The sequence below is a fragment of the Streptomyces sp. NPDC088354 genome (assembly GCF_044753585.1).
In the GTDB taxonomy this organism is placed as follows: Bacteria; Actinomycetota; Actinomycetes; order Streptomycetales; family Streptomycetaceae; genus Actinacidiphila.
Window position 1 is genome coordinate 1 of record NZ_JBIVNJ010000024.1, and the last position, 14162, is coordinate 14162.

12 protein-coding genes, 1 rRNA gene, 1 pseudogene and 1 riboswitch are annotated in these 14162 nt (G+C 70.5%); of the genes and pseudogenes, 13 read left to right on the forward strand and 1 reads right to left on the reverse strand.

What is annotated here, in order from left to right:
• From rrf to ACIP98_RS28245, 12 genes and pseudogenes are all read left to right on the forward strand, one after another.
• Positions 1-82: ribosomal RNA gene (gene rrf / locus ACIP98_RS28190) — 5S ribosomal RNA — on the forward strand; the annotation flags it as partial.
• 122 nt (positions 83-204) lie between these two features.
• Positions 205-813: a CDP-alcohol phosphatidyltransferase family protein gene (locus ACIP98_RS28195; RefSeq protein ID WP_319663084.1), complete on the forward strand. Its 609-nt coding sequence runs from the start codon at positions 205-207 to the stop codon at positions 811-813.
• A gap of 148 nt (positions 814-961) precedes the next feature.
• The gene (locus ACIP98_RS28200) at positions 962-3457 is read left to right on the forward strand and encodes a mannose-1-phosphate guanyltransferase (protein ID WP_319663085.1); all 2496 of its coding nucleotides are present in this window, start codon (positions 962-964) and stop codon (positions 3455-3457) included.
• 94 nt (positions 3458-3551) lie between these two features.
• Positions 3552-4493: a DUF881 domain-containing protein gene (locus tag ACIP98_RS28205; RefSeq protein WP_319663086.1), complete on the forward strand. Its 942-nt coding sequence runs from the start codon at positions 3552-3554 to the stop codon at positions 4491-4493.
• Positions 4490-4822, forward strand: a complete 333-nt coding sequence (locus tag ACIP98_RS28210; protein ID WP_003984969.1) for a small basic family protein — start codon at positions 4490-4492, stop codon at positions 4820-4822. Before ACIP98_RS28205 ends, ACIP98_RS28210 begins: the two co-directional genes overlap by 4 nt.
• Before the next feature lie 7 nt (positions 4823-4829).
• Positions 4830-5870 carry a DUF881 domain-containing protein gene (locus ACIP98_RS28215; protein WP_401978575.1) on the forward strand — a complete coding sequence of 347 codons (1041 nt, stop codon included), beginning with the start codon at positions 4830-4832 and terminating at the stop codon, positions 5868-5870.
• A gap of 253 nt (positions 5871-6123) precedes the next feature.
• A pseudogene (locus ACIP98_RS28220) lies at positions 6124-6318 on the forward strand (hypothetical protein); the annotation flags it as partial.
• A gap of 39 nt (positions 6319-6357) precedes the next feature.
• Complete coding sequence (locus ACIP98_RS28225) at positions 6358-6804, forward strand: FHA domain-containing protein (protein ID WP_319663261.1); 447 nt, start codon at positions 6358-6360, stop codon at positions 6802-6804.
• Between the two features lie 18 nt (positions 6805-6822).
• On the forward strand, positions 6823-7563 hold the full coding sequence (locus ACIP98_RS28230; RefSeq protein ID WP_319663090.1) for a MerR family transcriptional regulator: 741 nt from the start codon (positions 6823-6825) through the stop codon (positions 7561-7563).
• An 89-nt stretch (positions 7564-7652) separates the two neighbouring features.
• Entirely contained in the window at positions 7653-8126 is a 474-nt protein-coding gene (locus ACIP98_RS28235) for a bifunctional nuclease family protein (protein WP_319663091.1), read from the forward strand.
• Positions 8127-8318: 192 nt separating this feature from the next.
• Entirely contained in the window at positions 8319-8942 is a 624-nt protein-coding gene (locus tag ACIP98_RS28240) for a MerR family transcriptional regulator (RefSeq protein ID WP_319663092.1), read from the forward strand.
• A gap of 84 nt (positions 8943-9026) precedes the next feature.
• Positions 9027-10388, forward strand: coding sequence for a DNA polymerase IV (locus tag ACIP98_RS28245; RefSeq protein ID WP_401978577.1), 1362 nt, complete (start codon positions 9027-9029; stop codon positions 10386-10388).
• Positions 10389-10465: 77 nt separating this feature from the next.
• On the opposite strand, the gene ACIP98_RS28250 is transcribed toward ACIP98_RS28245, so the two are convergent.
• A complete protein-coding gene (locus ACIP98_RS28250; protein ID WP_319663094.1) occupies positions 10466-10849 on the reverse strand; it encodes a PRC-barrel domain-containing protein in 384 nt (127 codons plus the stop codon).
• A 101-nt stretch (positions 10850-10950) separates the two neighbouring features.
• Positions 10951-11055: riboswitch (glycine riboswitch) on the forward strand.
• A gap of 150 nt (positions 11056-11205) precedes the next feature.
• On the opposite strand from ACIP98_RS28250, the gene gcvP reads away from it, so the two are divergent.
• On the forward strand, positions 11206-14100 hold the full coding sequence (gene gcvP, locus ACIP98_RS28255) for an aminomethyl-transferring glycine dehydrogenase (RefSeq protein ID WP_319663096.1): 2895 nt from the start codon (positions 11206-11208) through the stop codon (positions 14098-14100).
• The last annotated feature ends 62 nt before the right edge of the window (positions 14101-14162 follow it).

Genomic DNA, 14162 nt, shown 5'->3' on the forward strand with positions numbered 1-14162 from the left:
CATTTCGAACCCGGAAGCTAAGCCTTTCAGCGCCGATGGTACTGCAGGGGGGACCCTGTGGGAGAGTAGGACGCCGCCGAACAATTCTTCAGCCTGTCCCCGGAGATCGATCACGATCCCCGGGGACAGGCTTTTTTATGCCCTGGGGTAGGGTCGGGTGGAATCATTCGGCGCGTACGTACAAGCAAGTAGGAGGGGCCCCCGGTGGAGGTCCAGGAGACACGGGTGCAGACGGATCGGGTCCTGACGATCCCCAACATCCTGAGCATGGCACGACTGCTCGGCGTGCCGGTTTTCCTGTGGCTGATCCTGTGGCCGGAGTTCGGCGGCCCGAAGGCCGACGGCTGGGCCCTCCTCGTCCTGGCCCTGAGCGGCATCAGCGACTACCTCGACGGCAAGCTCGCGCGCCGCTGGAACCAGATCAGCAACCTCGGCAGGGTGCTGGACCCGGCGGCGGACCGGCTGTACATCGTGTCGACGCTCGTCGGCCTGACGTGGCGCGGCATCCTCCCCTGGTGGCTGACGGCCATCCTGGTGGCCCGGGACGTCGTCCTCGGGGTGATGATCCTGGTCATGAGGCGGCGCGGCTGGGGCCCGCCGCAGGTCAACTTCATGGGCAAGGCGGCGACGTTCAACCTCATGTACGCCTTCCCGCTGTTGCTGCTCAGCGACGGTGACGGGTGGCTGAACACACTCGCTGCTATTTTCGGATGGGCGTTCGCCGGATGGGGTACAACCCTCTACTGGTGGGCAGGAATCTTGTACGTGGTCCAGGTCCGCCGACTCGTGAGAGCGGACGCCACGGCCGATTGAGCCCGCGATCCCCGGCAGGACTGGCCTCCCGCCGGGTACCCGACGTGTGACCAGGGGTCCGCAGGACCTCGGGGGTCCGGTCCTCCGAGGTCGAGAGAGCGGGTGACGTCGGCAAGCCAGTCGTCTCTTCAAGGAGGACGCTTCCGACATGAAGGCCGTCGTGATGGCCGGCGGCGAGGGCACACGCCTTCGCCCGATGACCTCGAGCATGCCCAAGCCGCTGCTGCCGGTCGTGAATCAGCCGATCATGCAGCATGTGCTCAAGCTGCTCAAGCGGCATGGTCTGACCGAGACCGTGGTGACCGTGCAGTTCCTCGCCTCACTCGTCAAGAACTACTTCGGCGACGGTGAGGAGCTCGGCATGGAGCTCACCTACGCGAACGAGGAGAAGCCGCTCGGTACCGCCGGTAGCGTCAAGAACGCCGAGGACGCGCTCAAGGACGATTCGTTCCTGGTCATCTCAGGTGACGCGCTCACCGACTTCGACCTGACCGAGCTCATCAATTTCCACAAGGAAAAGGGCGCACTGGTCACGGTCTGCCTGACCCGGGTGCCCAATCCCCTGGAATTCGGCATCACCATCGTCGACGAGGAAGGGAAGGTCGAGCGCTTCCTCGAGAAGCCGACCTGGGGCCAGGTCTTCTCGGACACGGTGAACACCGGTATCTACGTCATGGAGCCCGAAGTCTTCGACTACGTCGAGGCCGATGTCTCCGTCGACTGGTCCGGCGACGTCTTCCCCCAGTTGATGAAGGAAGGCAAGCCGATCTACGGCTACATCGCCGAGGGGTACTGGGAGGACGTCGGCACGCACGAGAGCTACATCAAGGCCCAGGCCGATGTGCTCGAGGGCAAGGTCGACGTCGACATGGAGGGCTTCGAGATCTCGCCCGGAGTCTGGGTCGCCGAGGGCGCCGAGGTCCACCCGGACGCGGTGCTGCGCGGGCCGCTGTTCATCGGCGACTACGCGAAGGTCGAGGCGGGCACCGAGATCCGCGAGCACTCCGTGGTCGGCTCCAACGTGGTCGTCAAGTCCGGTGCCTTTTTGCACAAGGCCGTCGTGCACGACAACGTGTACATCGGCCCCCAGACGAATCTGCGCGGCTGCGTCATCGGCAAGAACACCGACGTCATGCGGGCGGCGCGGATCGACGACGGCGCGGTCATCGGCGACGAGTGCCTGATCGGCGAGGAGTCGATCATCGCGGGCAACGTCCGTGTCTACCCGTTCAAGACGATCGAGGCCGGCGCCTTCGTCAACACCTCGGTCATCTGGGAGTCCCGCGGGCAGGCCAATCTCTTCGGCGCGCGCGGCGTCTCCGGCATCCTGAACGTCGAGATCACCCCGGAGCTGGCGGTACGGCTGGCGGGCGCGTACGCGACGACGCTCAAGAAGGGCTCGACCGTCACGACGGCCCGCGACCACTCCCGCGGCGCGCGTGCGCTGAAGCGGGCGGTGATCTCGGCGCTGCAGGCCAGCGCCATCGACGTGCGGGACCTGGAGAACGTGCCGATGCCCGTGGCGCGTCAGCAGACCGCGCGGGGCAGCGCAGGCGGCATCATGATCCGTACCAGCCCGGGGATCCCGGACTCGGTCGACATCATGTTCTTCGACGAGCGGGGCGCGGACCTGTCGGCCGCGGGCCAGCGGAAGCTGGACCGGGTCTTCGCGCGCCAGGAGTACCGCCGCGCCTTCCCGGGCGAGATCGGGGACCTCAACTTCCCGTCGAGCGTCTTCGACTCCTACACCGGTGCGCTGCTGCGGGCCGTGGACACCTCCGGCATCGCCGAGGCGGGCCTGAAGGTGGTCGTGGACGCCGCCAACGGCAGCGCGGGCCTGGTTCTGCCGAGCCTGCTCGGCCGGCTCGGCGTGGACTCCCTCACCATCAATCCGGGCCTGAACGAGGCACGGCCCACCGAGACCTCCGACGCCCGCCGGGCGGGACTGGTGCGGCTCGGGGAGATCGTGGCCTCCTCGCGCGCGGCGTTCGGCGTGCGGTTCGACCCGGTCGGCGAGCGGCTCTCGCTGGTGGACGAGCGCGGCAAGATCATCGAGGACGACCGCGCGCTGCTGGTCATGCTCGACCTGGTCGCCGCGGAGCGCCGCAGCGGTCGGGTGGCACTGCCGGTGACCACGACGCGCATCGCCGAGCAGGTGGCCGCCTACCACGGCACACAGGTGGAGTGGACGACGACGTCGCCCGACGACCTGACCCGGGTCGGCCGCCAGGAGTCGACGATCTTCGGTGGGGACGGCAAGGGCGGCTTCATCATCCCCGAGTTCAGCAGTGTCTTCGACGCCTCCGCCGCGTTCGTGCGGCTGATCGGGCTGGTGGCCCGTACCCAGCTCACCCTGAGCCAGATCGACGCCCGCATCCCGCGCGCCCATGTCCTCAAGCGGGACCTGGCGACGCCATGGGCGGTCAAGGGCCTGGTCATGCGCCGCGTCGTGGAGGAGGCGGGGGACCGCTCCGTCGACACCACGGACGGGGTGCGCGTGGTCGAGTCCGACGGACGCTGGGTGATGGTGCTGCCCGACCCGTCCGAGGCGGTCACCCATGTGTGGGCGGAGGGCCCGGACGACGCGTCCGCGCAGGCCCTGCTCGACGAATGGTCCGCGATCGTGGACAGCGCCGGCCGCTGATCACGCTCCGCGTACGGCTCACGGGCTCCTCCCGGCGCGCGCAACGGCGCGCCGGGAGGGGCCCGTTCGAGGTGGGAGGCGGCGACGTGCGACGATGTGCGGCATGCCGCAGCAGCACTCCGATCGGAGCAGCCCCAGTGACAGGGCGGTGAACCGGCGCCCCGATGCCTCCATGTCGCTGCTGACCAACGTCATGGAGCACAGCCTCGACGACGGATACGCCGAGGCCGCAGCACGCAGGGGCGAGACCGGCACCTCCCGGCTGCCGGGGTCCCTGCGCGGCAAACTGGTGCTCGCGTTCGGGCTGGTGCTCGCCGCCGTCGTGGTCACCGTGGGAGCGGCGCAGACGCAGGTCGCCGCGCCGACCCTGGCCAAGGAGCGGCAGAAGCTCATCGACCGCATCCAGTCGGAGACGGCCGCCGCCGACGAACTGCAGGGCAACGTGGACACGCTGCGCGACGACGTGGCGGCGCGGCAGCGTGAGGCGCTCAAGGCGCAGGGCGGCGGCGGTGCCGAGCAGGTGGCGCTGCTGGCGGGTGCGACGCCGGTGACCGGGCCGGGCATCAACGTCGAGATCGACGACGCCAAGGAGGCGTCGTCGGGCGGCGGCGGCAATCCGCGGACCACCAGTGGCTTCTCGGACACGGGACGGGTCCGCGACCGCGACATGCAGCGGGTCGTCAACGGCCTGTGGGCGTCGGGAGCGGAGGCGATCGCGGTCAACGGGCAGCGGCTCACCGCCCTGTCGGCGATCCGCGCCGCCGGAGACGCCATACTGGTGGACAACAGGCCCCTGGTGCCGCCCTACACGATTTCGGCGATCGGGAACCCGCAGCACCTCAGTACGTCTTTCCAGGACAGTGCGGACGGACAGTATCTTCACGTCCTGCACGAGAACTACGGGATCCGCGTGAGCATCTCCCAGGAGGAGAAGCTGAGTCTGCCGGCGGCGCCGAGTCTGATCATCCGCTATGCGACGCCGGTCCCCTCGGCCGGTTCGCCGGACGCAAACGGAACTGGGAAGGGCACGAATTGATCGCCGTACTGGGCCTGATCGTTGGAGTGGTGGTGGGCCTCGTGGTCCGCCCCGTGGTGCCGACGGTGGTCGAGCCCTACCTGCCCATCGCCGTGGTGGCCGCGCTCGACGCCGTCTTCGGCGGTCTGCGTGCCATGCTCGACGGGATCTTCGACGACAAGGTCTTCGTCGTCTCGTTCCTGTCCAACGTCGTGGTGGCGGCCCTGATCGTGTTCCTCGGTGACAAGCTGGGGGTCGGGGCTCAGCTCTCCACGGGTGTGGTGGTCGTCCTCGGCATCCGCATCTTCTCCAACGCGGCGGCCATCCGCCGCCATGTCTTCCGGGCGTGACAGCACGATGACCGACGAGCACGGCCAGAACGACGAGAACGGCCGGGAACCGCAGGAGCCGGTGCCCGGGCCGGAGTCCGGCCTGCCCGAAGGAGCGCCCGACGGCACCCCGGAGCGCCCGGCGGGCCCCGCGTCCCCGCAGCAGCCGCCCGCGGCCGCGCCGGCCGGCGGCCCCGGGGAGCCCGAAACGGCGCCGCCCGCACCGGAGTCGGGGCGGTCCCCCGAGGCCTCGTCGGCGCCCCTGCCCGATGCTGAGCCCGCTCCCGAGCCCGACCCCACGCCGCCGGTACCCCACGAGCACGCGCCCGCGCCGTCCACCGCCGTGTCGACCGGCCGCCAGCGGCTGAAGGCCGGCCTGTGGCCGCCGCGGGCCAGCCGCGCGCAGCTCATCGTCGCGCTGCTGCTGTTCGTGCTCGGGCTGGGTCTGGCGATCCAGGTGCGTTCGACCAGCGACACCAGCGCGCTGCGCGGCGCCCGCCAGGAGGACCTGGTGCGGATCCTGGACGAACTCGACAACCGCACGCAGCGGCTCGAGGACGAGAAGCAGCGCCTGGAGGACCAGCGCCGGGAGCTGGAGAACAGCTCCAACCAGGCCGAGGAGGCCCGCAAGCAGACCGAGCAGAAGGCCGCCCAACTCGGCGTGCTGGCAGGCACGGTCGCGGCGCGGGGCCCGGGCATCACGCTGACGATCACCGACCCCAAGGGCGGGGTCGAGTCCGACATGCTGCTCGACACGTTGCAGGAACTGCGGGCCGCCGGGGCCGAGGCGATCCAGATCAACGACGTCCGGGTGGTCGCCGACACGTACTTCACGCAGGGTGCCGACGGTGCCGTGGAGATCGACGGCCACAAGGTCGACCGGCCCTACCGCTTCAAGGTCATCGGTAATCCACAGGATCTCGAACCCGCGCTGAACATCCCGGGAGGCGTGGTACAGACTTTGGAGAAGGAGCAGGCCACGGTCGATGTGACGCGTTCGCAGAAGATCGTCGTGGATGCCTTGCGGCCGCCGGAGCAGCCTGACTACGCTCAGTCGTCATCCCGGTGAGCCGGGCACGAGTGGGGGTGCGCGGGGGAGGGCATCAGATTGCGGGGGGTCGCCGCACCGTTGGGGTGGTGCGTGAGGGAAACTGTGTGTTGGTCGTGACTGAGGGTTCGTCCTGCCCCACGGGCGGGTCTGTGTCGTTCAAGGGGAATCGCCCGTGAAGTTGTTCGGTAAGTGGTTCGGCAAGAGTGCGCGTCCGGCCGGTGACAGCCCTACGGCACGTCACCGGGCGCCGCGGCACGCGCAAGATGAGTCCATGGGCGAGGAGCGCCCGCTGTTCCGGGATCAGGGCGCTGCTCCGGGTGGCGACATTTCGGGCGGTCATGGTGCGGTTTCTGTTGACCCTGCCGCATCGGGGCGCATAGGTTTCGAGCAACCATCAGGCTCTAGCACGGGTGGAGGGTCCTTGCCGGTCTGTACGCGGTGCGGTTTCCAGAACGCGGAAGCGAGCCGCTTCTGCTCCAACTGTGGCGCGCCGCTGCGTGCCGGAGTGCCGTCGGAACGTGCCTCCGAGACCACGTCCACGATCTCGATCTCCGGCCTGGAGGCCTACGAGGCCGAGGTCACCGGGCAGACCGTGCTTCCCGCGCTGTCCCCGGAGGCCCAGGCGGCGGTCGACGCGCTGCCCCCGGGCTCGGCGTTGCTGGTCGTGCGTCGCGGTCCCAACTCGGGAAGCCGCTTCCTGCTGGACGGTGAGCTGACGACGGCCGGGCGCCACCCGGAGGGTGACATCTTCCTGGACGACGTCACCGTCTCCCGCCGTCACGTCGAGTTCCGGCGGGGCCAGGACGGCAGCTTCACGGTCGCCGACGTCGGCAGCCTCAACGGCACGTACGTCAACCGGGAGCGCATCGACTCGGTGACCCTGGCCAGTGGTGACGAGGTTCAGATCGGCAAGTACCGGCTGGTCTTCTACGCGAGCCAGTGGGGCGCCTGACCCCGCGAGGGAAGGTTCATGCTTCGTACACCGTCGGGCGGTGCCGGCAACGGCACCGCCACCGCGGAGGACAGACCGCTGAGCATCGGAGCGGTGCTCAACGACTTGCGTGAGGAGTTCCCCGAGGTCACCATCTCCAAGATCCGCTTCCTGGAGGCGGAGGGGCTGGTGGAACCGCACCGCACGCCGTCCGGCTACCGGAAGTTCTCGGTCGGGGACGTCGAGCGGCTCGGTCACGTGCTGCGGATGCAGCGGGACCACTATCTTCCGCTGAAAGTGATCCGCGAGCACCTGGACGCCCTGGACCGGGGCGAGCCGCTGCCGCTGCCCGCTCCCGCGGAGCCTCGGGAGCTGCTGGAGGCCGGTGCCATCGAACCGGATGCCGGCCTGAGGCCGCGGATCGGCCGGGACGAGCTGATGGCCGCCACGGGCGCCGACGACGCCGAGCTGGCGCAGTGGGAGGCGTACGGGCTGGTGGAGGCCGGTTCGGACGGCGACTATGACGCCGAAACGGTGAACATCGCCAAGCTTGTGGCGGATCTGGGACGGTTCGGACTGGAGCCGCGCCACCTACGCGCTGTGAAGGCCGCCGCGGAACGCGAGGCGGGCCTGGTGGAGCAGGTCGTCGCCCCGCTGCGCCTGCACCGCAATCCGCAGACCAGGACGCACGCGGAGGCGACCGCCAAGGAGCTGGCGGCCCTGTCGGTGCGCCTGCACGCCGCGCTGGTCCAGTCGGCCCTCAGGATCCGGCTCTTCTGACGCTGAGTGACCGGGACGGGGCCCGGCCGGTGACCGGCCGGGCACGTCCCGACTACCCAAACCTGCCGGGCACGTCCTAGGGTTGCTGTGTGAACGAGCTCGACGTCGTGGGTGTCCGGGTCGAAATGCCCTCCAACCAGCCGATTGTGCTCCTGCGGGAAGTGGGAGGCGACCGCTACCTGCCCATCTGGATCGGGCCGGGGGAGGCCACCGCCATCGCTTTCGCGCAGCAGGGCATGACGCCCGCGCGGCCGCTGACCCATGATCTTTTCAAGGACGTGCTCGAGGCCGTCGGCCAGAGTCTGACCGAGGTCCGGATCACCGACCTGCGCGAGGGCGTCTTCTACGCCGAGCTGGTGTTCGCCAGCGGCGTGGAGGTGAGCGCCCGTCCCTCCGATGCCATAGCGCTCGCCCTGCGGACCGGAACCCCCATCTACGGGAGCGACGGTGTGCTGGACGACGCGGGCATCGCCATCCCCGACGAGCAGGAGGACGAGGTCGAGAAGTTCCGCGAATTCCTCGATCAGATCTCGCCAGAGGACTTCGGAACCAGCAGCCAGTGAGGTCCGGCGCAGACCATTCGACGAGCCGTACCCCCTGAGCGGATACGGGAAACCACTCCAGGGGTTGATATCACTCGGCGTGCCGAGCGTGGCGATCGTTGACGCACCCGGAGTGACTGCCTACCGTCGAGATGGAAAGTCCCGATGGCACGTGCGCGTGCCCTCAGGGGTGCGAAGGGACGGGAGGTCGGCGTGAGAAGCACCGGCGACGGTATGGCCGCTGGCGGCCCGTACCCGATGCGCGCGGCCCTGGCCCGCAACGCGGCCGTGGCCTCCGGCGGGGGCGCGGGTGAGATCTCCGGTCAGGAGCCGGAAGCGACGGTCGAGAGCGTCGGCTACCGCGGGCCCACGGCCTGCGCGGCGACCGGGATCACCTACCGCCAACTCGACTACTGGGCCCGTACCGGACTCGTGGAGCCCAGCATCCGCCCGGCCTACGGCTCCGGCACCCAGCGGCTGTACAGCTTCAAGGACGTCGTCGTACTCAAGATCGTCAAGCGGCTGCTGGACACGGGGGTGGCCCTGCAGAACATCCGCACCGCGGTGCAGCACCTGCGTTCCACCAGCCCTGCCGAGCTGGCCCGGATGACGCTGATGAGCGACGGCGCCACCGTCTACGAGTGCACCTCGCCGGACGAGGTCGTGGACCTGCTCCAGGGCGGCCAGGGCATCTTCGGGATCGCGGTCGGCGTCGTGTGGCGCGACGTGGAGAGCGGGCTGGCGCAGCTGCACGGCGAGCGGGTCGACACCGGCGAGACCCTGGTCGGCCACAACCCCGGTGACGAACTCGCCCGGCGCCGCAATCGCGCGGTCTGACCCGCCCTCCCGGCAGGGCCGGCGCCACCCGTCCGCCGTACGGGCGTACGGCGGCTGTCGGTGCCGTAGGGCACCATCGATGACGTGAGAAGCGCGCCGACCATCCTCCATCTGGACATGGACGCGTTCTTCGCCGCCGTCGAGCAGGCCGCGAAGCCGAGTCTGCGGGGCAAGCCGGTCATCGTCGGCGGGCTGGGGCCGCGGGGCGTGGTGGCGACCGCCTCGTACGAGGCCCGTGTGCACGGCGTCCATTCGGCGATGGCGATGGCGTACGCCCGCCGGCTGTGCCCCAACGCCGCGTACCTCGTGCCGCGCTTCGCGGTGTACCGGCAGGTCAGCGATGTCGTCATGGACATCCTGGCCCGGCTGTCCCCGCTGGTGGAGCCGTTGAGCCTGGACGAGGCCTTTGTCGACCTGGAGGCCGGCGGCCTCGCGGACGAGCCGCGGCGGGTGGGGGAGCGGCTGCGGGCCGACATCAGGGCGGCCACGGGGCTCACGGGCTCGGTCGGGCTCGCCGGGTCCAAGCTGCTCGCCAAGATCGCCTCCGAGCAGGCCAAGCCGGACGGCATGGTGGTCATCGAGCCCGGCACCGAGCGCGGGCTGCTGGCTCCCCTGCAGGTACGCACCCTGCCCGGTGTGGGACCCGCCACGGCCGAGCACCTGAGAAGGGGCGGCATCACCACCGTCGGGGACGTGGTGGAGGCGGGCGAGGCCGAACTCGTACGCCTGCTGGGCAAGGCGCACGGCGCGCATGTGCACGGCATGGCCCTGGGCGTGGACGAACGGCCCGTGGTCCCCGACCGCGAGCACAAGTCGATCTCCGTCGAGGACACCTTCGACGTCGACCTCACCGACCGCATCCGGGTGCGCCTGGAAGTGGACCGGCTCGCCGACCGCTGTGTGCGGCGGCTGCGCGCGGCGGGGCGCTCGGGGCGCACCGTCGTGCTGAAGGTCCGTCGGTACGACTTCACGACGCTCACCCGGTCCGAGACGCTGCGCGCCCCGACCGACGACCTCACCGTCGTGCGGGAGACGGCGGAGCGGCTGCTGGAGGCGGTCGACATCACGGGAGGCGTGCGGCTGCTCGGCGTCGGTGTGGCGGGCCTGGCGGATTTCACGCAGGAGGACCTGTTCGCCCAGGCGGCTGAGCGCGAGGAGGCGGCCCCCGACGCCGGGGACTCCGCCGAGGCGGACGAGGACGCGGGACGGTCCGCCGGTGCCGCGTCGGCGCCGGACGCCGCAGAACGGCGCTGGACGCCCGGTCAGGACGTACGGCACACCGAGTACGGCGCCGGGTGGGTGCAGGGCAGCGGTGTCGGCCGGGTGACCGTGCGCTTCGAGGAGCCCCTGTCGGCGGTACCGGGGCGGGTGCGGACGTTCGCGGTCACCGACCCCGACCTGGAGCCGTCCGAGCCGCTGCCGCTGGTGTTATGCGGGAGCGGGTGAGCGGGTGAGCGGGTGAGCGGGTGAGCCGGTGAGCGGGTGAGCGCCGTCGCGGGGCCGCAGGGACCGGTGCGGGACGGTCAGCCGTCGCCGGCCAGCTTGCCGAAGTCCCGGTCCGGCGGCGGCTCGTCGTCCGTCCCCGGGACGGCGCCAGGCCCGTTCATCCCGTAGTGGTGGTAGAGCTGCAGCTCCTGCTCCGGGGAGAGGTGCCGGCCCACCCCGAAGTCCGGCGCGTCCTTGATCAATGCCTTGTCGAACGGGACACGCAGCCCGTCCTCGCCGAACTCGCTCGGTTCCAGGGGGACGAAGGCGTCACGACTGAACAGTCCGGTGCGCACCGCGGCCCACTCGGGCTCGCCGGTGGCGTCGTCCAGGTACACCTCGTCGACTGTGCCGATCTTCATTCCGTTGCGGTCGAAGGCCCTGCGCCCGATCAGGCTCCGCGGATCGATACCGGTCTGCACGGTCCCTCCAACTGGTCGCGATTACTCCTATTTAGGCACGAAAGGTGTCCGCTGTCACATGACTCTTCAACCGAAGCCGCTGGTAGGCTGGCAGTGGCTGGCGACCCCATGCGGGAGAGTCCTGGCGGTGCGAGGCACCGGCCGCCGGGCGCCGAAGGAGCAAACCCTCCCCGGAATCTCTCAGGCATCCGTACCGCATGGGTGAGGTCACTCTGGAAAGCAGGAAGGGCAGCCCGTTCGTGGCGGCCCGTTCCTCACCGACGGTGAAAGCCGTCCTGCTCGCGGGACGGTGAAACTCTCAGGTTCAGATGACAGAGGGGGAGGCCGTGTCGCGCCAGACCAGGAGGCCTCCGCAGATGACCGCCCACCGCATCCCTCTCACCGAGCTGGAGCGCGGCATCCCGTTCGAGCAGCGCCACATCGGGCCCGATGCCGCCGCGCAGGCCAAGATGCTCGCGCAGGTCGGCTACGGTTCGCTGGACGAGCTCACCGCCGCAGCCGTACCGGACACCATCAAGAGCGCCGAGGCCCTGGGCCTGCCGGCCGCGCGCACCGAGCCCGAGGTGCTGTCCGAACTGCGCGCGCTCGCCGACCGCAACCAGGTGCTGCGGCCCATGATCGGCCTGGGGTACCACGGCACCTTCACCCCGCCGGTCATCCTGCGCAACGTCATGGAGAACCCCGCCTGGTACACGGCGTACACCCCGTACCAGCCCGAGATCTCCCAGGGCCGCCTCGAGGCCCTCCTCAACTTCCAGACGGTCGTCGCGGACCTGACCGGTCTGCCCACCTCGGGTGCCTCGCTGCTCGACGAGGGCACCGCGGCCGCCGAGGCGATGGCCCTGGCCCGCCGGGTCGGCAAGGTCAAGCAGGGCGTCTTCCTGATCGACGCCGAGACCTTCCCGCAGACCGTCGCCGTGATCGAGACCCGCGCCGAGCCCACGGGCGTCGAGGTCGTCGTCGCGGACCTCACCGACGGCATCCCCGCGGAGATCGCCGAGCGCGGCGTCTTCGGTGTGCTGCTCCAGTACCCCGGCGCCTCCGGTGCCGTGCGCGACCTCAAGCCCGTCATCGAGCAGGCCCACGGGCTGGGCGCGATCGTCACCGTCGCCGCAGACCTGCTCGCCCTGACGCTGCTCACCTCCCCGGGCGAGCTCGGCGCCGACATCGCCGTCGGCACCACCCAGCGCTTCGGCGTGCCGATGGGCTTCGGCGGGCCGCACGCCGGCTACATGGCCGTCCGCGAGGCGTACGCCCGCAGCCTGCCCGGCCGCCTGGTCGGCGTGTCCGTCGACGCCGACGGCGACAAGGCCTACCGCCTGGCGCTGCAGACCCGTGAGCAGCACATCCGCCGCGAGAAGGCCACCAGCAACATCTGCACCGCCCAGGTGCTGCTCGCCGTGATGGCGGGCATGTACGCGGTCTACCACGGCCCGGACGGCCTGGCGCAGATCGCCCGCCGCACCCACCGCTACGCGGCCGTCCTCGCCTCCGGTCTGCGCGCCGGCGGCGTCGAGGTGACCACCGGCGCCTTCTTCGACACCGTCACCGCCCGCGTGCCCGGACGGGCCGCCGAGGTCGTGGCCGCCGCACGTGAGGCCGGCGTCAACCTGCGCCAGGTCGACGCCGACCTGGTCGGGATCGCCTGCGACGAGACCACCGGCCGCGCCGACCTGGCCGCCGTGTGGGGTGCCTTCGGCGTCACCGGCGACAGCGCCGACATCGAGCGCCTGGACGCTTCCACCGAGGACGCGCTGCCCGCCGGGCTGGTGCGCGAGGTGGACTACCTGACCCACCCGGTCTTCCACCAGCACCGCTCGGAGACCGCGATGCTGCGCTACCTGCGCCGCCTCGCCGACCGCGACTACGCGCTGGACCGCGGCATGATCCCGCTCGGTTCCTGCACGATGAAGCTGAACGCGACCACCGAGATGGAGCCGGTCACCTGGCCCGAGTTCGGCGCGCTGCACCCCTTCGCCCCCGCCGAGCAGGCCGAGGGCTACCTCACGCTCATCCGTGAGCTGGAGGAGCGTCTCGCCGAGGTCACCGGCTACGACAAGGTGAGCCTGCAGCCCAACGCCGGTTCCCAGGGCGAGCTGGCCGGCCTGCTGGCCGTCCGCGCGTACCACCGCGCCAACGGCGACACCCAGCGCACCGTCTGCCTCATCCCGTCCTCCGCGCACGGCACCAACGCCGCCAGCGCCGTGATGGCCGGCATGAAGGTCGTCGTCGTCAAGACCGCCGGTGACGGCGAGGTCGACGTCGAGGACCTGCGGGCCAAGATCGAGCAGCACCGCGACGAACTCGCCGTGCTCATGGTCACCTACCCGTCCACGCACGGTGTCTTCGAGGAGCACATCGGGGACATCTGCGCGACCGTCCACGACGCCGGCGGCCAGGTCTACGTCGACGGCGCCAACCTCAATGCCCTGGTCGGCCTGGCCAAGCCCGGTCACTTCGGCGGCGACGTCTCGCACCTGAACCTGCACAAGACCTTCTGCATCCCGCACGGCGGCGGCGGCCCCGGCGTCGGTCCGGTCGCGGTCCGCGCACACCTCGCGCCGTACCTGCCGAACCACCCGCTGCAGCCCGAGGCCGGTCCGGAGACCGGTGTGGGCCCGATCTCGGCCGCCCCCTGGGGCTCGGCCGGCATCCTGCCGATCTCGTGGGCGTACGTGCGCCTGATGGGCGGCGAGGGCCTGAAGCGCGCCACCCAGGTCGCGGTGCTCGGCGCCAACTACATCGCCAAGCGCCTGGAGCCGCACTACCCGGTGCTCTACACCGGCCCCGCCGGCCTGGTCGCGCACGAGTGCATCATCGATCTGCGCGAACTGACCAAGGAGACGGGCGTCACCGTCGACGACGTGGCCAAGCGCCTGATCGACTACGGCTTCCACGCGCCGACGATGTCGTTCCCGGTCGCCGGGACGCTGATGATCGAGCCGACGGAGAGCGAGAACCTCGCGGAGCTGGACCGCTTCTGCGACACGATGATCGCCATCCGCGCGGAGATCGAGCGGGTCGGCTCGGGGGCGTGGCCCAAGGACGACAACCCGCTGCGCAACGCCCCGCACACGGCGGCGGCGCTGGGCGGGGAGTGGAAGCACTCCTACACGCGCGAAGAGGCGGTGTTCCCGGCGGGCGTGTCGGCCGCGGACAAGTACTGGCCGCCGGTGCGCCGCATCGACGGCGCCTTCGGCGACCGCAACCTGGTCTGCTCCTGCCCGCCGCTGGACGAGTACGACAACTAGTCACCGCCGGCCCGGGACCGGGCCGGGGACTCACAAGGGTCGGCCCCGCTGTTCGTCGGCGG